This is a genomic window from Cellulomonas sp. P1_C4 (genome assembly GCF_056406355.1).
The window spans coordinates 12,173-34,245 of record NZ_JBFUAI010000028.1 but is presented as its reverse complement, the minus strand read 5'-3'; the positions used below and the strand labels follow the sequence as shown (position 1 = coordinate 34,245).

Sequence of the window (22,073 nt, the reverse complement as noted above, 5' to 3'; positions counted from 1 at the left end):
GATCACCCTGGGGCCATCGGCWCGTTCGACGACCAGGTTGACCTCCGCGGGCCGGCGGCGGCGTCCCGCCACCGCCGGCCCCGAGGTCAGTGCGCGAGCACCGGCGCCTCGTCGTGCGCCACCGGTGCCGCGAGGGCGGCCCGGGCCGCCCGGTCCGCGCGGGTGCGGAACAGTGCCCCGGTGACGATCGCCCCGAGCAGGAAGATCCCCGCGGCCCAGGTGTAGGCGACCGAGAAGCTGTGCAGCGCCGCGTCGGCGAGCACCTGCGGCGTGGCCGGGACGTGGTCCGCGACGTACGCCGAGGCAGCCGTCGCGGCGAGCGTGTTGAGCACCGCGGTCCCGATGGCCCCGCCGACCTGCTGGCTGGTGGAGACCATCGCGGAGGCGGCACCCGCCTGCCGCGGCGGGACGCCGAGGGTCGCGATCTGGAACGACGCGGGCATGATCGAGCCCATCGCGATCCCCATCCCGATGAGGCCGATGAGCACCGGTCCGTACCCGCTGTCGATGCCGAGCGTGGTGAACCAGAGCATCGCGCCCGCCCCGATCACCATGCCCATCGGGACCAGGATCTTGGGGCCGAACCGCGGCACCAGGATGTTCGACTGGATCTGCGCGGTGATGACGATGAAGACGACCATCGGCAGGAACGCGGTGCCGGTCTGCATCGGGGTGTACCCCAGCGTGAGCTGCAGGTAGTAGGTGAGGAACAGGAAGACCCCGAACATCCCGGTGCCCGCCACGAGGATGGCGGAGAAGCCGGCGCCGCGGTCGCGGTCCTGGACGATCGACAGCGGCAGCAGCGGGTGCTCCGCGGTGCGCTGGCGCAGGACGAAGCCGACGAGCAGCACGAGGCTGGCCAGCAGCGACCCCCACACGACGGGCGCGTCCCAGCCCTGGGGCTGGGCCTGCGAGAAGCCGAAGACCAGCGCGAACAGGCCGGTCGAGGCGAGGATCACGCCGGGCACGTCGATCCGGGTGTCGTGCTTGGTGTCGGTGCGGGACAGCAGCGCGGTGCCGGCGACGAACGCGATCGCGGCGATGAACACGTTGACGTAGAGGTTCCAGCGCCAGTTGAAGTTCTCGGTGAGGTAGCCGCCGAGCAGCAGGCCGATGGCCCCGCCCATGCCGGCGATGGCCCCGAAGACGCCGAACGCGCGGGCGCGCTCCTTCGGGATCGTGAACGTGGTGGTGAGCACGGAGAGCGCCGCCGGGGCGAGGACGGCGGCGAAGGCACCCTGCAGGGCGCGGGCGCCGACGAGGAGCTCGAAGCTCTGCGCCGCACCGCCGAGGGCGGAGGCGACGGCGAAGCCGACGAGGCCGATGAGGAACATGCGGCGGCGACCGAACATGTCGGAGAGCCGGCCGCCGAGCAGCAGCAGGCTGCCGAAGGCGAGGGCGTACGCGGTGACCACCCACTGGCGGTCGTTGTCGGTGAACCCGAGGTCCGCCTGGGCGGAGGGCAGCGCGATGTTCACGATGGTCGCGTCGAGCACGACCATCAGCTGGGCGAGGGCGACCGTCGCGAGGACGAACCAGCGGTGCCGGCTCTCCGTTGCGGTCTGGATGGGTGACGACATGGGGATGCTCCTGGGACGTCGTGGTCGGTGGAGCGACTGTAATACGGAACTTGCCAGTTCCGGAACCCCCCAGTATCGATTTGTGCCGCTAGAGTGTGTCCCACGACGAAAGGGCGACGAATGAGCGTGGACGACCTGACCGGGACGACGACGACCCGGAAAGCCGGCCGCCGCCGCGACGAGTCCAAGGACGACGCGATCCTCCTGGCCACCCGCGAGCTGCTGGCCGAGCGCGGGTTCGACGGCATGACGATGGACGCCGTCGCCGAGCGCGCGGGCGCGGGCAAGGCCACCGTCTACCGCCGCTGGCCGTCCAAGGTCCAGCTCACCGTCGACGCCGTGGTCTGCATGCGCGGCGTCGCCCCGAGCGTCGACCAGGTCCCCGACACCGGCTCGCTGCGCTCCGACCTGCTCGCCGTCCGCTTCGGCAAACCGCGCACGGACGACTCCGAGCTGATGTCGGGCCTGATGTCCGCGGTCAAGGAGAACCCCGAGGTCGCCGCCGTCTTCCACGAGCAGTTCGTGCGCTCCCGCGTCAGCCTGATGCGCGGGCTGCTCGAGCGCGCCCAGGCCCGCGGGGAGCTACGACCGGACATCGACCTCGACATGGTGGCCGCCGTCGCGCCGGCCATGATCGCCTACCGCAAGATGGTCGCCGGGCAGCGCGTCGACGACGAGTTCGTGGTGCAGATGATCGACACCGTGATCCTGCCCCTGGCCACCGGCCGCTCCTGACCCTCAGGTGCTGGCGAACGCCAGTGCGGGGTCGGTGGTGACCACCTGGCGCACGCTCGCAGCGGCCGCGACGACGCCGATCACGACCGCGACCCCGAGGGCCGCGGCGCACTGCCCGACGGTCACGCCGACCGGCAGAGGGAACAGCGGCACCAGGACCACGGCGGCGACCACGGCGATCCCGGCCGCGGCCACCGCGAGCAGGACCCCCTCGAGCGCGACCCCCCCGACCAGCCGCCACGTCGGCACGCCCACGGACTTCAGCACCGCGACGTCGCGCCGCCGGTCGAGCCCCGAGACGTAGCAGACGAACCCCACGATCCCCGCCGCCACCACCCACAGCAGCGCCGACAGGAGCGCGAGCGTGCGCGTCGCGACCGCCAGCGGCCGGCGCATGTCGTCGGAGACCTGCGCCGCGGTCATCGTCGTGAATCCGTCTGGCACGACCGCGGGCGTCCGCTCGACGACGAACGCGCCCGCGAGGTCGCGACCGTCGAACGCGACCTGCTGGCCCTCGTCGAGCGTGACGACCACGGCCGGCGTCCCCCCGTTGTAGGTGAGCCCGCGCAGCACGCCGACGACCTCGAGCTCGCGACCGGCGAGCGTGAGCCGCTCCCCGAGGTGGGCGCCGAGCGTCTCGTCGACGGCCACCTCGCCCGGCCCGCGCGGCGCGGACCCGCGGACCGGGTCCGGGGAGACGACGCCGCCCGGCCGATAGGCGATGACGTTCACGTCGCTCGGTGCACCGTCCCGCACGACCACGTGGCGGAAGATCGCGACCGGGGTCCCGCCGACCGGCGCCGGGTCGGCCGGCACCGGGGAGTTGGTGGTGAACGGCCCCGCCACGCCGGTGGGCACCACCCACGTGGTGCCGCCGAAGAACGCGACGGTCCTGGTGGTCTCGGCCAGGAAGGCGTCGTGCACCGCGCCGAGCAGCAGGGTCATGGCCAGCACCGACGCGGTCGCGAGCACGCCGAGGACGACGCGGCGGGCACGCCACCGCAGGTCGCGCAGGGTCAGCCAGATCACGGGTCGACGCTCGCCGGGACCACGACCGGGTCGCGGGCGCTCCACCGCACGCCGTGGCCGATCGGGACCGCGACGAGGATCACCACGAGGCCCGCGATGGCCGGTACCCGCATCGGGTAGAGCCCGAGCGCGCCGCCCAGCCACACTGCCCAGCCGACGGACGAGATGCCGAGGGCGGCCCCGCGCTGCGCCGGGTAGTGCACGCGGCTGATCATGAGCACCCCGAGCACCACGAGAGCCAGCGCCGCGGCCCACGGCGCCGGCGAGAGGAAGCCGAACACGATCGCGCACGTAGCGGCCAGCGGCGACGGCAGCCCCGTGAACCCGGGCTGGTCGTGGCGCACCGCGCTGAAGTCGGCGAGCCGCAGCAGCGCGCCGGCGACGTACACGAGCGCACCGGCGACGAGCAGTCCGTCCTCGAGCGGCGTCGCGCCGGACGACGCGAGCACCGCGAGCGCGACCGCGGGTGCGACGCCGAAGGACACGCCGTCGGCCAGGTTGTCCAGCGGGGCACCGAGCGGTGTACCGCCCCACCGGCGCGCGACGGGCCCGTCCGCGGTGTCGAGGATCGTCCCGCACAGCAGCAGCACGGCGACCAGCCGCAGCAGGCCGAGCGGGTCGGCCTCGACCGTGGTCACCAGCAGGATCACCGCCGCCCCGCACAGCGCGTTCGCGAGCGTGAGCAGGTCGGCGACCCGCGGGCGCGTGATGCCGACCATGTCAGGCCTCCGCCAGGGTCGTGAGACCGGCCCGCACCCGGTCGCCGACGGCGACGACGGGCCGCACGCCGGCCGGCAGCAGGACGTCGACGCGGGAGCCGAAGCGGATCAGCCCGACGCGCTCGCCGACCGCGAGCGCGGAGCCGACGCCGGCGTACGGGACGATCCGTCGGGCGAGCACGCCGGCCAGCTGCGTCAGCACCACCGGGCCGTGCGGCGAGTCCAGGTCCCAGTGCACGCGCTCGTTCCCGCGGGCGGCGGGCCGGAACGCGGGCACGTGCCCGCCGTCGACGCGGACCCGCACCCGCACCGTCGCCGCGCACGGGCTGCGGGTCACGTGCACGTCGCGCAGGTCGAGGTAGGTGGAGACGAGCCAGCGCTCGCCGTGGCGCTCGACCAGCGTCACGCGGCCGTCGGCGGCGCAGACGAAGGCGGCGTCGGCGTCGGCGGGGCGTCGGTCCGGGTCGCGGAAGAACCAGGTACAGGCGGCCGCGACCAGCACGGCCGGCACCCGGAGGAGCCGCCGCCGCGGCAGGAGGGCCGCGACCCACACCAGCGCGAGCCACGGCGGGGTGCCACGGGCGAGGGGGGCGGTCACCGGACCACGACCGGGTCGCCGAGGTGGACGACGACGTCGGCGAGGTCGCTGACGCGGTCGTCGTGGGTCGCGACGACGACGAGGCGCCCCGCCCGCGCGAGGTCGCGCAGGAGGTCGAGGACGGTGTGCACGTGGTCGCCGTCGAGGTGGGCGGTCGGCTCGTCGGCGAGGAGCAGCGGAGGGTCGCGGACCAGGGCCCTGGCGAACGCGACCCGCTGCTGCTCGCCGCCCGACAGCGTGCCCGGACGGTGACCCGCTCGGTGTGACAGTCCGAGTCTGTCGAGCAGCGCCAGCGCTCGCGCGCGCGCCACACGGCGTGAGGTGCCGGTGAGGACCAGCGGCGCCATCACGTTCTCCGCGGCCGTCAGGCTGGGCACCAGGTTGAACGCCTGGAAGACGAGGCCGACCGTGCGCTGCCGGTACGCGAGGCCGGTCGCGGGTGTACCGCGGAACGTCACGGTGCCGGACGCGGGCGTGAGCAGACCGGCGAGCACCGACAGGACGGTCGTCTTGCCGCTGCCGCTGGGGCCCCGCAGAGCGAGCAGCTGCCCGTCGTGGGCCACCAGGTCGACGCGCGGGAACGGTCGGACGACCCCGCCGCCAGACTGGTAAGTCACGCTCACGTTCTCGACGACCAGGTCGGCGCCGGTGCCCACCTCGCCATGATGGCGCCCGCGCGGCCCATTCCGAAACGTTTCGTCCGTATTTGACCCGATCTCCGCGCGCATGTGCGACCGTGGCCGCATGCTCGAGCGCCTGCCTGCCGCCGCCCGACGGTGGCTGCTCGGGCTCGTCCTGCGCGCGCGGCGGGGCGGTTCGAACGACCCGTCGGCGCTGCTCGCCCAGCTCCCCGAGTCGACCCTCGCGCCCCTGCGTCGCGAAGGCGTCGCCCCGAGCGCGGCCATGGCTGCGCTGCGGGAGCGCGAGCCGGTCAGCGCGCTCCGGCTGCCGCTCGGCCTGCGCGGCTGGCTCGTCGCGGGGTACGACGAGGCCCGCGCGGTGCTCGCGGACACCGCGTCGTTCAGCAACGACTACGCGCACGTGGTCGGAGCCGTCGGCGCGGCCCCCGAGCGCGACCCCGGCGGCCTCGGGATGGCCGACGCCCCCGACCACACCCGCCTGCGTCGGCTGCTCATGCCGGAGTTCACCAGCCATCGCCTCGCGCGCCTGACCGGTCGCATCGACGCGATCGTCGACGAGCAGCTCGACGCGATGGCCGCCGCCGCCGACGCCGACGGCGTGGTCKACCTGGCCCGCCACCTCGCGTGGCCGATACCCACCCGCGTCATCACCGAGCTGCTGGGCGTCGACCCCGCTGAGCACACCGCGCTCGCCGCCCTCAGCGCCGCCCGGTTCGACGCCACGGCCGGCGCCGGCGGAGCGCTCGCGGCGGTGTCCGTGTCCGTCGACGCGCTGGTCCCCGTGGTCCAGCGCCAGCGCGAKAACCCGGGCGACGGCCTGCTCGGCCGGCTCGTGGTCGACCACGGAGACGAGCTCACCGACCGCGAGCTGGCCGGCCTCACCGACGGGCTGCTCACCGGCGGGCTCGAGACCTCGGCCGCGATGCTCGCGCTCGGGACCGTCGTCCTGCTCCGCTCCCCCGGCGCCCTCGCGGAGATCGGGGCATCGCCGCAGCGGTGTGCGGCGACCGTCGACGAGCTCCTGCGCTACCTCACAGTGGTCCAGGTGGCGTTCCCCCGGTTCGCCCGGGCGGACGTGACGCTCGGCGGCCGCCGCATCCGCGCCGGCGACGTCGTGCTCGTCTCCCTGTCGCTGGCCAACCGCGACCCCCGGATCGCCGGGCAGTCGTCGTCGATGGACGACCTGGACCCGCACCGCGCCATGCCCCCGCACCTGGCGTTCGGGTACGGCGTGCACCGGTGCGTCGGCGCCGAGCTCGCCCGCCTGGAGCTTCGGTCGGCCTACAGCCGGCTGGCGCGACGCTTCCCCGACCTCACGCTCGCCGTGCCGGAGAGCGAGCTGGAGTACCGGCCGCTGTCGCTGGTGTTCGGGGTCGAGAGCGTGCCGGTGCGGCTCGAGCCTCTCGCCCCCTGACTCACGTCAGCCAGACCGCCCGCCACGGCGCCAGCCACAGGTTGTCGTCGTCGCCCGGGCCCACATCCGTGCCGGTCAGCGCGTCACGGGCGACGCCGAGCTCGCGCAGACGCCACCCCGGCACCGGTCGCCAGTCGCGGGTCACGTTGTAGGCGGCGAGCAGGGGTCCCAGCGGGTGCCGGCGGACCACCGTGAGCACGCCCGGGTCGTCCGGACCGAGCACCTCGCTCGCGACGGACGCGTGCAGGTGCGGGAGCGACGCCCGGGTCCGCGCGAGGTGCCGCAGGCCCCCGAACACCCGGGCCTCGACCGTGCCGCCGACGTGCCGTCGCGCGGCGGCGACCGGGTCGAGCCGGGGGCGGTGGGCCCAGCGGTTGTCGTCGCCGTGACCGGGCTCGTCGGCCCACCCCGGGTCGTTCGGCAGGGCCAGCTCGTCGCCCGACCAGAGGACGGGGACGCCGCCCCAGCCCAGGACGACGGCGTGGGCGAGCAGCAGCCGGGCGACCGCAGCGTCGACCCACGCGGGGTCGTCGGCCGCGCGGGCTGCCTCCAGCCCGACCAGGCTCGCGGTCGTCCCGCTGATCCGTCGGTCGCCCGTCGCGGCGTTCTCCTGGAACACCAGGCCGCGGGCGTCGGAACCCGGGAAGACCCCCGCGTACCAGTCCGAGAGGAAGTGCCGGTGCCGGTACCCGTCCAGCCCGACCGCGGCGGCATCCTCGTCGGCGATCGCCCAGCCGATGTCGTCGTGGCAGCGCACGTAGGTCACCCACGCGGTGGTCGGCGGGATGGGCGGGAGGGCGCGCAGCGCGTGGCTGGCCAGCGTCGCGTCCTTGGCCGCGAGCATCGACCACACCTGCACCATGAGGCCGTTGTGGTACGCCAGGTCGCTCACCTTGCCGTGGTGCCGACCCGTGCCCAGGTACTGCACCAGGTCCGCCGGCCCCACGATCGCCTCGGCCTTGAACACCACCGCGGGGCAGGCGATCCGGGCGACCGCGCGCATGGCCTGCGTGATGGCATGCACCTCGGGCTCGTTCTGGCACGACGTGCCCATCCGCTTCCACAGGAACGCGATCGCGTCGAGCCGGACCACCTCGACGCCCTGGTTGGCCAGGTGCAGCACGACGTCCATGAGCTCGGCGAACACCTGCGGGTTCGACCAGTCCAGGTCCCACTGCCACGAGTGGAACGTGGTCCACACCCAGCCGTCGAGGTCGTCGTTCCAGGTGAAGCTGCCCGGCGCGAAGTCGGGGAAGACCTCGGCGAGCGTCCGCTCGTACGCGTCGGGCAACGTGCGCGTGGGGTAGACGTGGAAGTAGTCCCGGTAGCGCTGCTCCCCCGCGCGCGCCCGGACGGCCCACTCGTGCTCGCGCGCGACGTGGTTGAGCACGAGGTCGAGCACGAGGCTGACCCCCGCCTGCCGCAGCTCGGTGGCCAGGGCGCGCAGATCGTCCATGGTGCCCAGGTCGGCGCGCACCGTCCGGTAGTCGGCCACCGCGTAGCCGCCGTCGTTGTCGCCCTCGCGCGGTTGCAGCAGCGGCATGAGGTGCAGGTACGTCACGCCGAGCTCGCGCAGGTAGTCGACCGACCCCCGCACGCCGTCGAGGTCGCCGGCGAACCGGTCGGCGTACGCGGCGTACCCGAGCATGCGCGGGTCCTGGAACCAGTCCGGCGCCAGGGTGCGCTGCTGGTCGAGCCGGTGCAGCTCCGGGTCGCGCTCGGCGTAGGCACGCGCGGCGGAGGCGACGAGGCCGGCCACGAGGGTCGTGTCGCCGGGGTAGACGGCCGCGATGCCGTCGCGCAGGTCGGGCCACCAGCGCTCGAGCCGCAGCTCGAACACCTCGCGCCGGGCGCTGTCGAGGCCCTCGAGCGCCGGCGCCGCGGCCGCTCGGACGTCCGCCGGGATCTCGGTCACGGGACGAATCTGTCACGGGAGGCCTTCCCGCCGCTGGTTATCGTGTCCCCATGACGCTGGACAGCACCCTCGACGTGAGCCTCGACGCGATCCTCGAGGACCTCCGGACCCTCGTCGAGGTCGAGTCCCCGTCGGGCGACGTCGTGGCGCTGGCCGCCTCGGCCGCGGCGGTCGCCGACCTCCTCGAGCGCCGCCTGGGCGGCACGGCCGTGCTGCTCGAGAGCGAAGCCGGACCGCACGTCCACTGGTCGGGCGGCGGAGATCCCCGGGTCCTGGTCCTCGGGCACCACGACACCGTGTTCCCCCTCGGCACGCTGGAGCGCCGGCCGTTCACCGTCGCGGACGGGCGGATCACCGGGCCTGGCGTGTTCGACATGCTCGGGGGGCTGGTGCAGGCCGTGCACGCCGTCGCCACACTGGAGGACCGGTCCGGCGTCGAGATCCTGGTGACCTCCGACGAGGAGAACGGCAGTGCCGCGTCGCGGGCGGTGCTCGAGGAGCGCGCCCTCGCCTGCGGCGCGGTCCTGGTCCTCGAGGGCGGCGCCGACGGCGGCGACCTCAAGACCGGCCGCAAGGGCACCGGCACGTTCGAGGTCGACATCACGGGCCGGGCCTCGCACGCGGGCCTCGAGCCCGAGGCGGGCATCAACGCGCTGGTCGAGGCGGCCCACCAGGTTCTGGAGATCGCCGCGCTCGGCCGGCCGGAGGTCGGCACCACCGTCACGCCGACCATCGGGCACGCGGGCACCCAGAGCAACGTGGTGCCCGCGCAGGCGACCGTGGTGGTCGACGTGCGGGTGGAGGACATCGACGAGAAGGCGCGCATCGAGACGGCGTTCGCGACGCTGGCACCGCATCTGCCCGGCGCCACGCTCAGCGTGCACGGGTCGATCGGGCGCCCGCCGATGCCCGAGTCGGCCTCGACCGAGCTGTTCGCGCTGGCCGCGACCCTGCAGCCGGGGATCCGGGGCGTGGCCGTGGGCGGCGGCAGCGACGGCAACTTCACCGCGGCGCTGGGGGTCCCCACCCTCGACGGTCTCGGGGCGGTCGGGGGCGGCGCGCACGCCGACACCGAGCACGTGCTGGTGGACACCGTCGTCGACCGCGTCCTGCTCACGGCGGGGCTGCTCCGCGCCCTCACGAGTCGATGACCGAGGACTGGATCGCGCACCACCGCCCGGGCGACCGCGAGCGCCTCGGCTGGATCCGCCCGGAGGGCGACGGTTTCGTGGCGCTCGACGCCCTCGGCCGCGCCGTCACGGGCCCGGTCGACTGGCTCGCCGCGGAGGAGGCGCTCGAGGACCGCGGGCTGCACTGGCTCGCCGACCTGTGGCAGCTCGACCTGCCCGACGGCACCCGTGAGCGCGTGCGCATCGTGGAGGTCACGCCCGACCGGGTCGTCGTCAAGGGCGACGACTTCGGCGCGGTCGACGTGGTGACCCGCAGCTACGTGCTGCCGTTCCCGGCACCGGACGCGCTCCGCCCGTTCGAGGGCGATGCCTGGACGTTCGACAAGACGCTCGGCGACACCTGACGAGCGGTCAGCGCGCCATCGCGAGCTCGGCGACCCCCTCTGTGCCGACCACGGGCCGCAGCGCGAGTCGTCGGCTCGCCGCGAGGTACGCCGGGACCAGCAGCACGACCGCGCCGATCCAGGCCAGCGGGTTGCCCCAGACGACGCCGTCGTAGCCGTACGCGGCACCGAGCACGGCCGCGGCGCCGACCCGGCAGACCAGCTCGACGACCCCGGTCGCCGTGGGCACGATCGTCTGCCCGAGCCCCTGAAGGGCGCCGCGCAGCACGAACAGGACGGCCAGCACGGCGTAGAGCACCCCGTTGACCAGCAGGTAGTGCGCCGCCATGTCCACGACGTGCTGCTCGCCCTCGCCGACGAAGAGCCCGATGATCGCGGACCCGCCGGCGACGAGCACGACGCCGAGGACGACGGAGCCCGCGAGCGACATCCCGATGCCCTGCACGACCCCGTGCCGGATCCGGTCGGGACGGCCGCCGCCCAGGTTCTGCGCGACGAACATCGAGACGGCCAGGCCGAGCGACGCCAGCAGCGCGACCGCGAGCCCGTCGACCCGGGTGGCCGTGGTGTAGGCGGCGACGGCGTCGGAGCCCAGCTCGTTGAGCCGCACCTGCACGGCGAGCGTGCCGATCGCGATGGTCGACGCCTGGAACCCCATCGGCAGGCCGAGCCGCAGGTGCCGGCGCAGCTCGTCGCCGCTCACCCGCCAGTCCGCCCGCGGGACGTGCAGGACCGGCACCCGCCGGCGCACGAAGACGAGGCACAGGACGACCGAGACACCCTGCGAGAAGACCGTCGACAGCGCCGCGCCCGCCACACCCAGGCCCAGGCCCGCGACCGCGGCGACCACCAGCAGGACGTTGAGCACGCAGCTCAGCGTGAGGAACAGCAGCGGCGTCCGCGAGTCGCCGATCGCCCGGATGATGGCCGACAGGTAGTTGAAGAACATGACGGTGCTGCCACCCAGGAAGCTGACGACCGCGAAGGTCGTGGCCTCCGGCAGCAGCTCCTCCGGCGTCTTCAGCAGGCGGAGCGCCGGGCCGGCCAGCAGCGGCGCCCCGACGGTGAGCACGGCGCTCGTCGCCGCGGTCAGCAGCGTCCCGGCCACGACCGACCGGCGCACCGCGGCGTGGTCACCGGCGCCGAACGCCTGGGCCGTCGGGATGGCGAAGCCGTTCGTCATCCCCCACGCGAACCCGAGCAGGAGGAAGAGCAGGCTGCCGGTGGCGCCGACCGCGGCGAGCGAGTCGACGCCGAGCACGCGGCCGACGACGACGGCGTCGGCCGCTTGGTAGAGCTGCTGGACGACGTTGCCGACGAGCAGGGGGACGGCGAACAGGAGGATGACGCGCCAGGGGCGACCGGCGGTGAGGACCTTGGGCACAGCGAGACCTTGGGAACCGAAGGGACAGGGTGAGACGTCCGCGGTGTCGGTGGTGCCGGTCGCGTCGCGCTTCGTATCGTATCGATACGATTCGTGCCGACGAAGCGAATTGACGCAGGTCACACGCCGTTTCCGCGCGAGATCCGGAGGACCCGGACAAACCGCTATTCGGTGACGGAGATCGTGTAGGTGCCGTGCGCGCAGCCCGTGATCTGCCACCCGCCGGGCACTGCCTCCGCCGCCGCGTCGTCGACACCCGTCGTGCTCAGGTTCGGTTCGGTGTCGCCGGGGACCCAGACGTCGATCTCGCAGTTGACGTCGTCCCCGCCGGACGTGGCGACGACCTCGAGCTCGCGCCCGGTCGTGCTCGACGTGAGCTGTTCGAGCCGGCCGGGGACCGCCCGCGGGTACGCCCGCATCAGCGGCTCGGCGAAGCCGGCGGGCGGCGGCGTGAGCTCGCCGGTCGCGCAGTCGACCGAGACGAGGTTCCCCGACGACGTCGCGTCCGAGCCGGTCTCGGGCGACCCGCACCCCTGCCGCCACACCCAGAACGCGCCGCCGACGCCGAGCCGGTTCTGCGCGGTGACGAAGCGCTGCACCTTGGCACCGTCCACCGTCGGGTCCCCGAACCAGCCCCACTCCCCCAGCCACAGGGCGGCGCCGTAGCTCGCCGCGGCGCGGGCGGAGACCGTGAGGTTCCGCTCGATCGAGGCGATCGTCAGGCCGAAGCTCTGGTCCATCGTGATCGACTCGCTGTACGGGTGCGGCGCGAACACCAGCTGCCGATCGTCGGTGAAGCCCGGCGGCGGCGTCACGTCGAAGGCCAGCCCGGACCACAGGACGCTCGGCTCGAAGAACGCGAGGTGATGGAAGCCGTCGGCCGCCGTCTCGGCGTCGCGGATCGCGGTGAGGGCCGCGGAGTAGTACCGCCCGAGCAGCAGGCTGGAGCTGATCGGCGGGGTGGCGCCGATGCCTGGCTCGTTGAGCAGGTCGTACCCGGCCACGGCGGGCTCGTCGGCGAACTCCGTCGCCACCTTGGCCCACGTCTGCACCAACGCTGTCTGGATCCCGTCGCGGTCGGTGTAGAAGTTGCCGAACGCCGTCGCGACCGCGGGCGCCAGGTCCCGGGCGAGGAACTGGCAGTGCAGGGTGCCGTCGGTGATCGTCGCCCAGGCGGGCGCGCCGTCCCAGCCGGTCGTGGCCGACGTCCCGCCGCCGCACTCCTGCTCGGGCTGGGCCAGCGCGTTGCCCCACGCGTCCTGGTGCAGGTCGAGCACGGTGTAGATGCCGTGGTTCTTGGCCGACGCCACCGCCGCACGGATCTGGTCGAGGTAGCCCTGGTCGAGCTCGCCGCGCGTGGGCTCCAGCCGCGACCACGACAGGCCCAGGCGGACGACGTCGAAGCCCATGGCCGCGATCTGGGCGAAGTCGTCGTCGGTCGGCGGGTGCGTGGCCGGGACCTCCGGGTCCCGCAGGTAGTAGTCGACCAGCTGGTTCATGTTGACGCCCCGCAGGATCACCTGCCGGCCGGTGACGTCGCCGATGACCGGCAGCCCGCCCGGTTCCGGCGCGGGCAGCACGGTGAGGCGCTCCATCCCGCCGGTCGCCGCGACGGGGGCGACCTCCGGCGGCCCGGCCGCGGCGGGCGCCTCGACCAGCAGGGGCACCGCGAGCAGGAGCACGGCCAGCACGCCACCCACGACGAGCCGGGACCGCGGGTGCGGCGGCTGCGGCAGCCGGGCGCGCCAGCGCCAGGCGACGGCGGTGACGACCGTGGCGAGGAGCCCGACGGCCACCCCGTACCCGATGCCGGTCGCGACGCCGATCAGGGTCGTGGCGATCCACCAGCTGTCCGGACCGGCGTCGGGCAGGTCCGACGAGAACGCGGCGACGACGGCGCCGACCACCCCGACGGCCAGGCCCGCCACGATCGCGGCCAGCCAGACCCCGGCAACGACAGTGACGACGGCCCGCCCGGTCACCCGTCGGACGACGAGGAAGAAGGTGCCGACGAAGACCGCGACCCCGGCCAGCGTGCCCAGGACCCCGGCGGTGGGCGTCGGCGCGAGCAAGGTCCCGGCGAACGCGTAGCCGACGGGACCGCCTCGCCACACGGCGCCCGCGAACCACACGGCCGCGAGCGCCACGACGGCGAGCACGACCGCGACCGCGATCCCGGTCGCGCGCGACCCCGGCGCGGGCTCGGCGTCGGCCGCCGTCCGCGGCCCGAACCGGTGCGCGAGGACAGCCGCGAGCGCGACCAACGGACCGACCACCAGACCCTTGAGCCCCGCCCAGCCACTGGTGGTGACCGCGAACTGCAGGGCGGACCCGAACGACAGGTGCGGGCCGACCAGCGGGAGCGCGGCGACCAGCCCGGTCGCCGCGGCGGCCACCGCGGTGGCGCCGACCGTGGCAACCCAGGTGGCGACGAACACCCGCCCGGGACGTCGGTAGCGGGCGATGGCGTAGACCGGCGCGGCGGTGGCGGCGAGCAGGACCGGCAGCCCCACCACCAGAGGTGCCCAGCGGTACACGCCGCCGGAGCCCAGCAGCGGGAGCCCGTGGCCGCCGACGGGGGCGAGCAGGCCGCCCGACGGGTCGAGTGCCGCCAGTGCCGCGACGAGGACGAGGACGGCCGCCGCGGCGGCGATGGCCGCACGGGACGCGGGGCGGCGCAGGGTCGGACGCATCGTTGCTGCCATGGTGATCGCGAAGCGTAACGGCTTCCCGGCGGCCCGTCGGACAGTCCCCCCGKACGGCCCAACGGTCCCGCCGGCCGAGGCCCCCTAGAGTCGGCACGTGACCGACGGACGAGCCTCCGAGACCGCGCTGAACCGAGAGCTCTGGGCGGTCATGAACGAGCGCTTCACCGACGCCGCGGCGGCGGAGATGTGGGTCCGGCCGGAGGTGGTGTGGGGGCTGTTCGCCGTCCCGGAGCGCGACCTCGGCGTCCTCGGCGACATGCGGGGCCTCGACGTCGTCGAGCTGGCGAGCGGCACCGCGTACTTCTCGGCCTGGCTCGCCCGGGCCGGCGCCCGCACGGTGGCCCTGGACCTCTCGGGCGAGCAGCTGGTCACCGCCCGGCGGCTGCAGCGCCAGCTCGGCCCGACGTTCCCGCTGGTGCAGGCGGACGCGGAGCGGGTCCCGCTCGCCGACGGGTGCGCCGACCTCGTCGTCAGCGAGCACGGCGCCGCCGCCTGGTGCGACCCCGAGCGCTGGCTGCCCGAGGCCGCCCGCCTCCTGCGGCCCGGCGGCCGGCTGGTCTTCCTGACCAACAGCCACCTGTCGGCCCTCTGCGTCCCGGCCGACGAGGGTGTCGCGCAGGAGCGGCTGCTCCGCGGCCAGCGCGAGGCCTACAAGGTGCAGTGGCCCGGCGGCGGCGTGGAGTTCCACCCCTCGCACGGGGACTGGGTCCGGCTGCTGCGCGCGGCCGGGTTCGTGGTCGACGCCCTGCACGAGATCTATGCGCCGGCCGACGGCGGGGACCACGCGTTCTACGAGATCGTCTCGGCCGACTGGGCGCGGCAGTGGCCCTCCGAGGAGCTCTGGGTCGCCACCCGCCCGTGACGAGTCAGCGTGCTGCGACACCCCGCAGCAGGGTGGCCAGCGCCGCGTCGTAGTGCGCGTCGCTGCCGTAGCCCGCGAGCTCGGCGGCGACGGAGGCCGTGTGGGGGTACACGTCAGCGGGAATCGCGGCGAGCCCCGCCGCGAGCGCGTCCTGCGGGACGAGGGAGCGGGCGGACGTGAACGCGCACCAGCCGTAGTTGAGCGCGAGGACCGCGCTGAACAGCACGACCGCATCCGTCCCGGTGACCCCGCCGCGCGCGACGATCGCGAGGGCCTCCTCGCCGATCCGGGTCGCGTTCTGGCCCGGGCTCGGGTGCGTGAACAGGGCCGGGACCGCCCACGGGTGCGCGACGAGGACCGCGCGGTGCGCCTGGGCGAACGCGCCGAGGTCCGCCACCCAGTCGTCCGTGGCCGCGGGGGCGACGAACCGGCCGAGCACCCGGTCGAGCAGGCCGTCGACCAGCTCGTCCATCGTCGCGAAGTAGCGGTAGAGCGACATCGGGGAGGCGTCGAGCTCGGCCGCGATCGTGCGCACCGTCATCGCCTCGATGCCGCCGGCGGCGGCCCGCTCGGCTGCCTCGAGGATCGCGTCCGCCGTCAGGGAGCCGCGCGCGCGGCGGGCACGGGGCGTTGACGTGGTCATGGCGTACAGCGTACGTTATCTCTTGGCGTACTAAGTACGCTTTCCGACGACCATGAGAGCGACTCCGATGACCACGACCAGGTTCCTGCTCCGGTGGCTCCCCACCTTCCTCGCCTTCCCGCTGGCCGGGCTGCTCGTGTCCGTCGCCCTCGGACCGGTCGACTCCCCGGCCCTCGGTGCGCTCGCGGGGGCGATCGCCGGCGCGGTCGTCGGCACCGCCCAGTGGCTCGCGCTGCGCGGCCGCGGCGTCTCCGCTCGGTGGATCGCCGCGACGGCGATCGGCATGTCCGTCGGCACGGCCGCCGCTGCGGCACTGACCGGCTCGGCGACCTCGGTCGGCGCGCTCGCGGCGACCGGGCTGCTCACGGGCGCCCTCGTCGGCGCCGCCCAGGGCCTCGTGATCCGCGCGGTCCGCGTCTGGGCTCCCGCCGTCGCCGTCGCGTGGTCCCTCGGCTGGGTCGTCACGGCACAGGTGATCGTGGACGCCGACAGCGGGTACGTCGTCTTCGGGTCCAGCGGCGCCGTCCTGGCGACGATCGCCACCGGCCTCGTCGCCCACCGCCTGCTCCCCGGTCGCGTGCCGGCCGCGCCCGTCCTGGCCGTCTCATGACCACCCTCACCGGCATCCTCCTGATCGTCCTGCCGGTCGCGTTCAACGTCGCGTTCTCGGCGCTGGCCAAGGCGTTCGACTACCCCGACGTCCTGCGCCGCCCGACCAGCGAGATCCTCGCCCGGTTCCGGGTGGGCGGCTCGCGGTTGGTCACCCTCTGGTGGGCGTTCGCGATGACCGCCCTCGCCTTCGTCCCCGTGGCCGTGCTCGTCTCCGACGTGGTCGACGGCAACGCCGCGGTCCTGCGCCTCGCCGTCGCCGTCGGGGTGCTCGCCGGCCTGGTCCAGCTGCTCGGCCTGCTGCGCTGGCCGTTCCTCGTGCCCTACCTCGCGCGCGAAGACGTCGACGCCTCCCCCGCGCGGCGCGAGGCCGTCGACATCGTCTTCCAGGCCTTCCACCGCTACCTCGGCGTCGCGGTGGGCGAGCACCTGGGCTACCTGCTCACCGGCGCGTGGAGCGTGCTCGTCGGCGTCGCCCTCACGCAGGGATCGACCGCGCCCGAGTGGGTAGGGGCCGTGGGCATCGCCGCCGGCGCCCTGCTGATGATGTGCTCGCTCGAGTTCGTGGGGCGGTTCGAGCCCGCCGGGTGGCGCCTGGCGGGGACGCTCGTGCCGGTGGTCTACGTGGCGTGGTCGCTGTGGCTCGCCGGCGTGGGCGTCGCGCTGCTGCTGTAGGTCAGCCGCCCGACGGCGCGTCCGTCGGGCCGGCGGAGTCCGTCGGGCTGGGCGTCGGTGTCTCGGGCGGTGTCGACGACGGCGTCGGCGACGGGGGCGTTATCTCGGTCGGCGTCGGCGTCGGCGTCGGCGTCTCCGTCGGCGCCGGCGTCTCGGTGGGCGTCGGTGTCGGTTCCGGCGTGGGCGTCGCGGTCGCGGTCGGGTCCGGCGTCGCCGTGGGCGTGTCGGTCGGTGCCGGCTGCTCGGTCACGGGCGCGGGCGGGACCGGCGGGGTCGCGGAGTTCGGCTGGCCGTTCACCAGGATCGGCGTCGAGGTCCCGTGGCCGCGGTCGTCCGTCGTGCCGAACTCCCAGTGCCACGGCTCGTGCGGTCCGCGGCCGCCCTCGTCCATGTAGATCGGGTGGTGCCAGCCGAAGAGCGCGGCGTTGGCCTTCAGCCAGGCGTACTGCGCCGAGCGGTAGCTGCCGACGCCGTCGCCCAGGTCGATCGCCAGGCCCCAGCCGTGGTTGGACGTGCCGGGCACCGCTGCGAGGCCACCCTTGGCCGCCTTGGTGGTCACCTGCTCCGCCAGGCTGCGGTAGGAGTCGCTGATCACGATGTCGTGGCCGAACGCCTCGCGGTACGCCGCGTTCATCCGCACGAGCGCCTCGGCGGCGTCGCACCGCAGGTGCTGCTGGGGCGCGAACTCGACCGCGCAGAGCACCTCGAGCGGGATGTTCCCGTTGGTGAAGCCGTCGGTCGAGCGCGCCTGCTGCTCGGCCTTCGCGATCGCGGCCTTCGTGGCCTCGTCGGCGGACGTCGCCGCCTGCTGCGCGGCGACCGTGATGCCGGCGGCGGCGTCGCGGGCCTGGGTCGCGGCCGCGGCCGTGGCGACGACGTCGCGCGTGGCTGCCGCCGTGTGCGCGGCGCCGACGGCTGCGTCGAGAGCCGCGACGTTCGGGTCCGCGCCGACCAGCAGCCGGGCCAGCGCCGCGTTCTGCGCCGACTGGTCGGCAAGGTCGAGCGCGACGAGCAGCACGTCCGTCTCGACGCCCTTGACTGCTCGCGCGGCGGTGGAGACGTCGCCGAAGGCCACCTCCTGGCGGGCGTCCAGCACGCGGGTCGGCAGCCGCTCGGCGGTCAGCTCCGGCGTGGTCGCCGGCTCCGGCGTGGCCGCCGGCACCGCGGCGAACACCGGCCCCACGATGTCGGAGTCCACCGGCAGCGACGCAGGTCCGGCCGCCACGGCGGCCGCCTCGACCGGCTCCAGCGGCCTGCCGACCAGGGTGACGGTCGCGGTCTCCACGGCTGTCACCCGCTCGTGCAGCCGGTCGAGCGCCCACCGGTGCGCCACGCGCGTCGGCGCCGGCGGCACCTGCTTCTGGCTGATCACGGGGGGCGCGGCCACCTGCTCGGCGTCGGCCGAACGGGAGGGGAGGAAGGGGGTCGCTGCGAGCGCCGCCGTGAGGATCGCCACCGACGACACGACCGCGACGGACTCCCGCCGCCGCGTCCCGGGCTGCGGGCGCGCCCGGTGACGGCCGGTGGTCTTCCGTCGTGACACGAGCACTGCTGCCCCTCCGCGGTACTTCCTCGGTCGACCTTCTCACTGCCTGCAGGCGCGCGTCGACCGCTGGCGGAGGCGAATCTCGACCCGTTCTCGACGCCGCTCGCGCAGTGCGACTCCTCGATCCTGCTCGACGGGAGCGAACGCGCGGCGAGCGGCGAGCGCCCCCGGGATGAACACGCGCGCCCAGGTCGCCGGTCTCGGGCGCCATCTCCTCCGGTTGCGACCGGACCCAGACGGCAGTCCAATTCCAGCGAGGGGGCCGTCCCCGAGGAGGAGCTCACCATGGATCAGACCGGCTGGATCATCGTGGCCATCGTGGTTGTCGTGCTGGTGGTCGTCGTGGCCGTTGCGCTCACCCGACGCGGGGGCGCGCGTCGTGCCGACGCCGAACGGGCGAAGGCGCAGCAGATCCGCGAGAAGGCCGCCGCCGACGAGGTCGAGGTGCAGAGGCGCGAGGCGGAGGCAGCGCGGCTGGACGCGCAGGCACGCCTGGCACAGGCCGAGGCGGCCGCCCGTGCTGCCGACGCGGCAGCCCTCCAGAACGAGGCTCGAGCCCACGCCGCGGAGGCCAGCGGCGCGCGCTCGGAGCTCGACGAGCGGCTGAGCACCGCGGACCGGATCGACCCGGACGTGACCGTCGAGGAGCCGCGGGCCACCGTCGAGGAGCCGCGCGCGACCGTCGAGGAGCCGCGCGCGACCGTCGAGGAGCCGCGCGCGACCGTCGAGGAGCCGCGTACGGAGCCTCGCCCCTAGCCGCTCATCCGCGGTCTGCGCCTGGGGTGGGCGCAAGCCCTGACGCCGTCCCCGATGTCTGCGCAAGAATCTCGCGGGTCTGTTCCGCGGCGCGGGAGATGCTCTCGCCGGCGCGGCTATCGTGCGAGACATGGCCTCGATCATGCTGACCGCGATGCCGTTCTCGGGTCACACCCGGCCGATCCGCGCGGTCGCCGGCGAGCTCGTCCGGCGTGGGCACGACGTCCRCGTCTACACCGGTCGGGCCGCCGCCGGCATGTTCGAGGCCGTCGGCGCGCGGGCCGTCCCCTGGCAAGAGGCTCCCGACTTCGACGAGCGCGACCTGCAGGCCACGTTCCCGCGCCTGCGCGGGAAGAAGGGGTTCCGGCAGGTCCTCGTGAACCTGCAGGACCTGTTTCTGGGGACGGCCGCGGCGCAGGCGGCCGACCTGCGGGCCGAGCACGCGCGCGAGCCGTGGGACTTCATCGCGGGCGACCCGATGGCGATCGGCACCCGGTTCGCCGCCGAGCAGCTGGGCTCGCGGTGGGCCACCGTCTCGCCCATCGCCGTGTGGCTGCCCGGCAAGGGCATCCCGCCGACGGGCCTGGGCCTCACCCCGGGCCGCGGTGCGCTCGGTCGGACGCGGGACGCTGTGCTCGGCACCGTCTCCCGCGCCGGCACCGCGCGCCTCACCCGTCTCTACCAGCGCACACGGACCGACGCCGGGCTCGCCCCGGACCGGGAGACGTTCGCGACCATGTGGTACTCGCCGCGGCTCGTCGTCGGCGCGGGCTCTCCCGGCCTCGACTACCCGCGCACGGACCTGCCCGACCACATCCACTTCGTCGGCGACCTGACCGACGACGGCAGCCCGACCACCTCGACGCTGCCGGACTGGTGGGCCGACGTCGCGGACGCGACCGTCCCGGTCGTGCACGTGACCCAGGGGACGGCCAACGTCGACCCCCACGACCTGATCCTGCCTGCGCTGGAGGCCCTCGCGGGCGAGGACGTCCTGGTCGTCGTCGGGCTCGGCGACCGCACCGCCCCCCTGCCCGGCCCGCTGCCGACGAACGCCCGGGTCGCGCCGATKATCCCCTATCCGGACCTGCTCCCCCGGACGTCCGTCGTCCTCACCAACGGCGGCTACGGCGGGGTCCTGCAGGCCCTGCGGCACGACCTCCCGCTCGTCGTCGCCGGTGGGGACCTGGACAAGCCCGAGATCGCCGCGCGCATCGGCTGGCACGGCGCGGGCGTCAACCTGCGCACCGGCCGCCCGAAGCCGGCCGCGATCGCCGACGCCTACCGCCGCGTGGCCACCGACCCGAGCTACCGGGCGACCGCCGCGCGCCTCGGGGCCGAGCTGCGGTCGCTCGGCGGGACGTCGGCGGCCGCGGACCTGCTGGAGGGGCTCGTCGCCCGTTAGTCGGCCGCCTCGATCAGGTCGAGGTCGCGCACGGCATACCGGTAGTGCTCCCACTCCTCCTCGAGGACCACGTGCAGGCACGAGAGCACTGTCTCGGGGTACTCGGGAGCGTGCGGGTTCTTCCGCGTCTCGGCCAGCAGCTCCGGGGTGACCGTGGCGAGAAAGTCGCGCACCATCGCGACCCGGCCCGCGCGGGCCTCGAGCACCTCGGCGTAGGGCGGCGTTCCCGTCCGGAAGACCGACATGTCGACGCCGTCCTCACCCGCCGACCCGGCGTCCATCAGGCCCAGCGGGTGGAACGGCTGCTCACGCTCCAGGATCCCCCGGCCGAACCACATGTCCGTGGCGAGCACGAGGTGGCGCAGCGTCTGCGCGAACGACCACTCGCCGTCGACGGACTCGTCGACGGTGCCGGMCGGCATCGCCGACACGCGCTCGAGCGCGCCCGCCCACGTGCTCTCGAGGACCGCCCACGCGGCCCGCAGGCCGTCCGGGTCTCCGGCGCGTTTGTCGGCGCGGCCGGGGAAGCGCCGGTTGAGCTCGGCCTCGACGAAGGGCACGACGTCGACGCCGTTCACCACGAACGAGCTCTCGCCGTCGAGCAGCCAAGGCGCGTCGATGTCCGCGCCGGAGGCGTCGACCCCGCGCATCACGACGCCCGAGAGGTCGCTGGCGACGAAGCGGGCCCCTCGCAGGTCGCGGCGGACGAACAGCTCCGGGGTGTCGACCATGGCTCCTCCTCGTCGAGCGGCTCGGCGGGCCGGCGCTGCCGTCGGATGCGAGCGTCCAGTCTTGCGGCGGCGATTCGGCCGTGTCCATCCCGGCCGGTGCCGGGTCATCCCCGCACAGGGCCAAGCCATCGCGGCACCCGCCGCCGGTAGTCGTCGTACGGCGCCCCGAAAGCCTCGTGCAGGTATCGCTCCTCGGGCAGGATCGCGCCCCACAGGACGAGCAGCGCGGCGACCGGGACGAGCACCAGCCCCCAGAACGTCGGTGCCAGCAGGGCCAGGCCGAGGTAGAGCGCGAGCAGGCCGACGTACAGCGGGTTGCGGGAGAGCCGGTACGGCCCCTCCTCGATGATCGCGCGTGTCGCCTGCCCCGGCAGCAGACCGGTCCCGTGCCGGCCGAACAACCACAACGACCAGCCGTTCCACCCGACGAACCCGACCACCAGCGCCCCACCGAGCGGGATCCGCCACGCGCCGAGGTCGACCGGGTCACCCCAGGCTTGCGTGGCCAGCCAGCCGATCAGCAGGGGCGCGCCGATCGCGACCGGCGGCCAGAGCCGGAACGCGACGGCTCCATCGCGACCGCGCACCA

Annotated in this window: 21 protein-coding genes; 9 read left to right on the top strand and 12 right to left on the bottom strand. The window is 74.6% G+C overall.

Annotation, left to right across the window (positions count from 1 at the left end):
* Positions 1 to 86: 86 nt before the first annotated feature.
* A complete protein-coding gene (locus AC1DYZ_RS18840) occupies positions 87 to 1,580 on the bottom strand; it encodes an MFS transporter (protein WP_477066647.1) in 1,494 nt (497 codons plus the stop codon).
* Positions 1,581 to 1,700: 120 nt separating this feature from the next.
* Between AC1DYZ_RS18840 and AC1DYZ_RS18835 the strand changes: the two genes are divergently transcribed.
* Positions 1,701 to 2,315 carry a TetR/AcrR family transcriptional regulator gene (locus AC1DYZ_RS18835; protein WP_477066646.1) on the top strand — a complete coding sequence of 205 codons (615 nt, stop codon included), beginning with the start codon at positions 1,701 to 1,703 and terminating at the stop codon, positions 2,313 to 2,315.
* 3 nt (positions 2,316 to 2,318) lie between these two features.
* On the opposite strand, the gene AC1DYZ_RS18830 is transcribed toward AC1DYZ_RS18835, so the two are convergent.
* The 4 genes from AC1DYZ_RS18830 to AC1DYZ_RS18815 are packed head-to-tail and all read right to left on the bottom strand — an operon-like array spanning position 2,319 to position 5,317.
* Positions 2,319 to 3,344, bottom strand: a complete 1,026-nt coding sequence (locus tag AC1DYZ_RS18830; protein WP_477066645.1) for an FtsX-like permease family protein — start codon at positions 3,342 to 3,344, stop codon at positions 2,319 to 2,321.
* Positions 3,341 to 4,063, bottom strand: coding sequence for a CDP-alcohol phosphatidyltransferase family protein (locus AC1DYZ_RS18825; RefSeq protein ID WP_477066644.1), 723 nt, complete (start codon positions 4,061 to 4,063; stop codon positions 3,341 to 3,343). The genes AC1DYZ_RS18830 and AC1DYZ_RS18825 overlap by 4 nt, the downstream gene beginning before the upstream one ends.
* A 1-nt stretch (position 4,064) precedes the next feature.
* Positions 4,065 to 4,661 carry a phosphatidylserine decarboxylase gene (locus tag AC1DYZ_RS18820; RefSeq protein WP_477066643.1) on the bottom strand — a complete coding sequence of 199 codons (597 nt, stop codon included), beginning with the start codon at positions 4,659 to 4,661 and terminating at the stop codon, positions 4,065 to 4,067.
* Positions 4,658 to 5,317: an ABC transporter ATP-binding protein gene (locus AC1DYZ_RS18815; RefSeq protein WP_477066642.1), complete on the bottom strand. Its 660-nt coding sequence runs from the start codon at positions 5,315 to 5,317 to the stop codon at positions 4,658 to 4,660. Before AC1DYZ_RS18815 ends, AC1DYZ_RS18820 begins: the two co-directional genes overlap by 4 nt.
* Before the next feature lie 88 nt (positions 5,318 to 5,405).
* Here AC1DYZ_RS18815 and AC1DYZ_RS18810 point away from each other — a divergent pair, with 88 nt between their 5' ends.
* Entirely contained in the window at positions 5,406 to 6,716 is a 1,311-nt protein-coding gene (locus tag AC1DYZ_RS18810) for a cytochrome P450 (protein WP_477066641.1), read from the top strand.
* 1 nt (position 6,717) lies between these two features.
* Here AC1DYZ_RS18810 and AC1DYZ_RS18805 read toward each other — a convergent pair whose 3' ends face one another.
* The gene (locus tag AC1DYZ_RS18805) at positions 6,718 to 8,631 is read right to left on the bottom strand and encodes an alpha-amylase family protein (RefSeq protein ID WP_477066640.1); all 1,914 of its coding nucleotides are present in this window, start codon (positions 8,629 to 8,631) and stop codon (positions 6,718 to 6,720) included.
* A 50-nt stretch (positions 8,632 to 8,681) separates the two neighbouring features.
* Here AC1DYZ_RS18805 and AC1DYZ_RS18800 point away from each other — a divergent pair, with 50 nt between their 5' ends.
* Both AC1DYZ_RS18800 and AC1DYZ_RS18795 read left to right on the top strand, forming a co-directional pair.
* Positions 8,682 to 9,782, top strand: coding sequence for a M20 family metallopeptidase (locus AC1DYZ_RS18800; RefSeq protein ID WP_477066639.1), 1,101 nt, complete (start codon positions 8,682 to 8,684; stop codon positions 9,780 to 9,782).
* The gene (locus AC1DYZ_RS18795) at positions 9,779 to 10,165 is read left to right on the top strand and encodes a hypothetical protein (protein WP_477066638.1); all 387 of its coding nucleotides are present in this window, start codon (positions 9,779 to 9,781) and stop codon (positions 10,163 to 10,165) included. The genes AC1DYZ_RS18800 and AC1DYZ_RS18795 overlap by 4 nt, the downstream gene beginning before the upstream one ends.
* Positions 10,166 to 10,172: 7 nt before the next feature.
* Here AC1DYZ_RS18795 and AC1DYZ_RS18790 read toward each other — a convergent pair whose 3' ends face one another.
* Together AC1DYZ_RS18790 and AC1DYZ_RS18785 are read right to left on the bottom strand one after the other, a co-directional pair.
* Positions 10,173 to 11,549: an MATE family efflux transporter gene (locus AC1DYZ_RS18790; RefSeq protein ID WP_477066637.1), complete on the bottom strand. Its 1,377-nt coding sequence runs from the start codon at positions 11,547 to 11,549 to the stop codon at positions 10,173 to 10,175.
* Positions 11,550 to 11,713: 164 nt separating this feature from the next.
* Positions 11,714 to 14,242: a glycoside hydrolase family 5 protein gene (locus AC1DYZ_RS18785; protein WP_477066636.1), complete on the bottom strand. Its 2,529-nt coding sequence runs from the start codon at positions 14,240 to 14,242 to the stop codon at positions 11,714 to 11,716.
* Positions 14,243 to 14,351: 109 nt separating this feature from the next.
* Between AC1DYZ_RS18785 and AC1DYZ_RS18780 the strand changes: the two genes are divergently transcribed.
* Positions 14,352 to 15,119, top strand: a complete 768-nt coding sequence (locus AC1DYZ_RS18780; RefSeq protein ID WP_477066635.1) for a class I SAM-dependent methyltransferase — start codon at positions 14,352 to 14,354, stop codon at positions 15,117 to 15,119.
* Between the two features lie 4 nt (positions 15,120 to 15,123).
* Here the strand turns inward: AC1DYZ_RS18780 and AC1DYZ_RS18775 are convergent, their stop codons facing one another.
* Positions 15,124 to 15,762, bottom strand: a complete 639-nt coding sequence (locus AC1DYZ_RS18775) for a TetR/AcrR family transcriptional regulator C-terminal domain-containing protein (protein WP_477066634.1) — start codon at positions 15,760 to 15,762, stop codon at positions 15,124 to 15,126.
* Between the two features lie 67 nt (positions 15,763 to 15,829).
* Here AC1DYZ_RS18775 and AC1DYZ_RS18770 point away from each other — a divergent pair, with 67 nt between their 5' ends.
* Together AC1DYZ_RS18770 and AC1DYZ_RS18765 are read left to right on the top strand one after the other, a co-directional pair.
* Positions 15,830 to 16,372, top strand: a complete 543-nt coding sequence (locus tag AC1DYZ_RS18770) for a hypothetical protein (protein WP_477066633.1) — start codon at positions 15,830 to 15,832, stop codon at positions 16,370 to 16,372.
* Complete coding sequence (locus AC1DYZ_RS18765) at positions 16,369 to 17,046, top strand: DUF4386 domain-containing protein (protein ID WP_477066632.1); 678 nt, start codon at positions 16,369 to 16,371, stop codon at positions 17,044 to 17,046. Before AC1DYZ_RS18770 ends, AC1DYZ_RS18765 begins: the two co-directional genes overlap by 4 nt.
* Before the next feature lies 1 nt (position 17,047).
* Here the strand turns inward: AC1DYZ_RS18765 and AC1DYZ_RS18760 are convergent, their stop codons facing one another.
* Positions 17,048 to 18,589 (bottom strand): M15 family metallopeptidase, encoded by a 1,542-nt coding sequence (locus tag AC1DYZ_RS18760; RefSeq protein WP_477066631.1) that lies wholly within the window; start codon positions 18,587 to 18,589, stop codon positions 17,048 to 17,050.
* A gap of 288 nt (positions 18,590 to 18,877) precedes the next feature.
* Here AC1DYZ_RS18760 and AC1DYZ_RS18755 point away from each other — a divergent pair, with 288 nt between their 5' ends.
* Positions 18,878 to 19,348, top strand: a complete 471-nt coding sequence (locus tag AC1DYZ_RS18755; protein ID WP_477066630.1) for a hypothetical protein — start codon at positions 18,878 to 18,880, stop codon at positions 19,346 to 19,348.
* Between the two features lie 130 nt (positions 19,349 to 19,478).
* Positions 19,479 to 20,753 (top strand): glycosyltransferase, encoded by a 1,275-nt coding sequence (locus AC1DYZ_RS18750; RefSeq protein WP_477066629.1) that lies wholly within the window; start codon positions 19,479 to 19,481, stop codon positions 20,751 to 20,753.
* Here the strand turns inward: AC1DYZ_RS18750 and AC1DYZ_RS18745 are convergent.
* Entirely contained in the window at positions 20,750 to 21,484 is a 735-nt protein-coding gene (locus AC1DYZ_RS18745; RefSeq protein ID WP_477066628.1) for a DinB family protein, read from the bottom strand. The two genes, AC1DYZ_RS18750 and AC1DYZ_RS18745, sit on opposite strands and share 4 nt — an antisense overlap.
* A gap of 104 nt (positions 21,485 to 21,588) precedes the next feature.
* On the bottom strand, positions 21,589 to 22,071 hold the full coding sequence (locus AC1DYZ_RS18740; protein ID WP_477066627.1) for a methyltransferase family protein: 483 nt from the start codon (positions 22,069 to 22,071) through the stop codon (positions 21,589 to 21,591).
* Positions 22,072 to 22,073: the final 2 nt, after the last annotated feature.

What these genes read in the sequence shown, in the direction of transcription:
- AC1DYZ_RS18840 (WP_477066647.1), bottom strand. Translation starts at nt 1,580, where the DNA reads ATGTCGTCACCCATCCAGACCGCAACGGAGAGCCGGCACCGCTGGTTC.
- AC1DYZ_RS18835 (WP_477066646.1), top strand. Translation starts at nt 1,701, where the DNA reads ATGAGCGTGGACGACCTGACCGGGACGACGACGACCCGGAAAGCCGGC.
- AC1DYZ_RS18825 (WP_477066644.1), bottom strand. Translation starts at nt 4,063, where the DNA reads ATGGTCGGCATCACGCGCCCGCGGGTCGCCGACCTGCTCACGCTCGCG.
- AC1DYZ_RS18800 (WP_477066639.1), top strand. Translation starts at nt 8,682, where the DNA reads ATGACGCTGGACAGCACCCTCGACGTGAGCCTCGACGCGATCCTCGAG.
- AC1DYZ_RS18795 (WP_477066638.1), top strand. Translation starts at nt 9,779, where the DNA reads ATGACCGAGGACTGGATCGCGCACCACCGCCCGGGCGACCGCGAGCGC.
- AC1DYZ_RS18785 (WP_477066636.1), bottom strand. Translation starts at nt 14,242, where the DNA reads ATGCGTCCGACCCTGCGCCGCCCCGCGTCCCGTGCGGCCATCGCCGCC.
- AC1DYZ_RS18775 (WP_477066634.1), bottom strand. Translation starts at nt 15,762, where the DNA reads ATGACCACGTCAACGCCCCGTGCCCGCCGCGCGCGCGGCTCCCTGACG.
- AC1DYZ_RS18770 (WP_477066633.1), top strand. Translation starts at nt 15,830, where the DNA reads ATGACCACGACCAGGTTCCTGCTCCGGTGGCTCCCCACCTTCCTCGCC.
- AC1DYZ_RS18765 (WP_477066632.1), top strand. Translation starts at nt 16,369, where the DNA reads ATGACCACCCTCACCGGCATCCTCCTGATCGTCCTGCCGGTCGCGTTC.
- AC1DYZ_RS18755 (WP_477066630.1), top strand. Translation starts at nt 18,878, where the DNA reads ATGGATCAGACCGGCTGGATCATCGTGGCCATCGTGGTTGTCGTGCTG.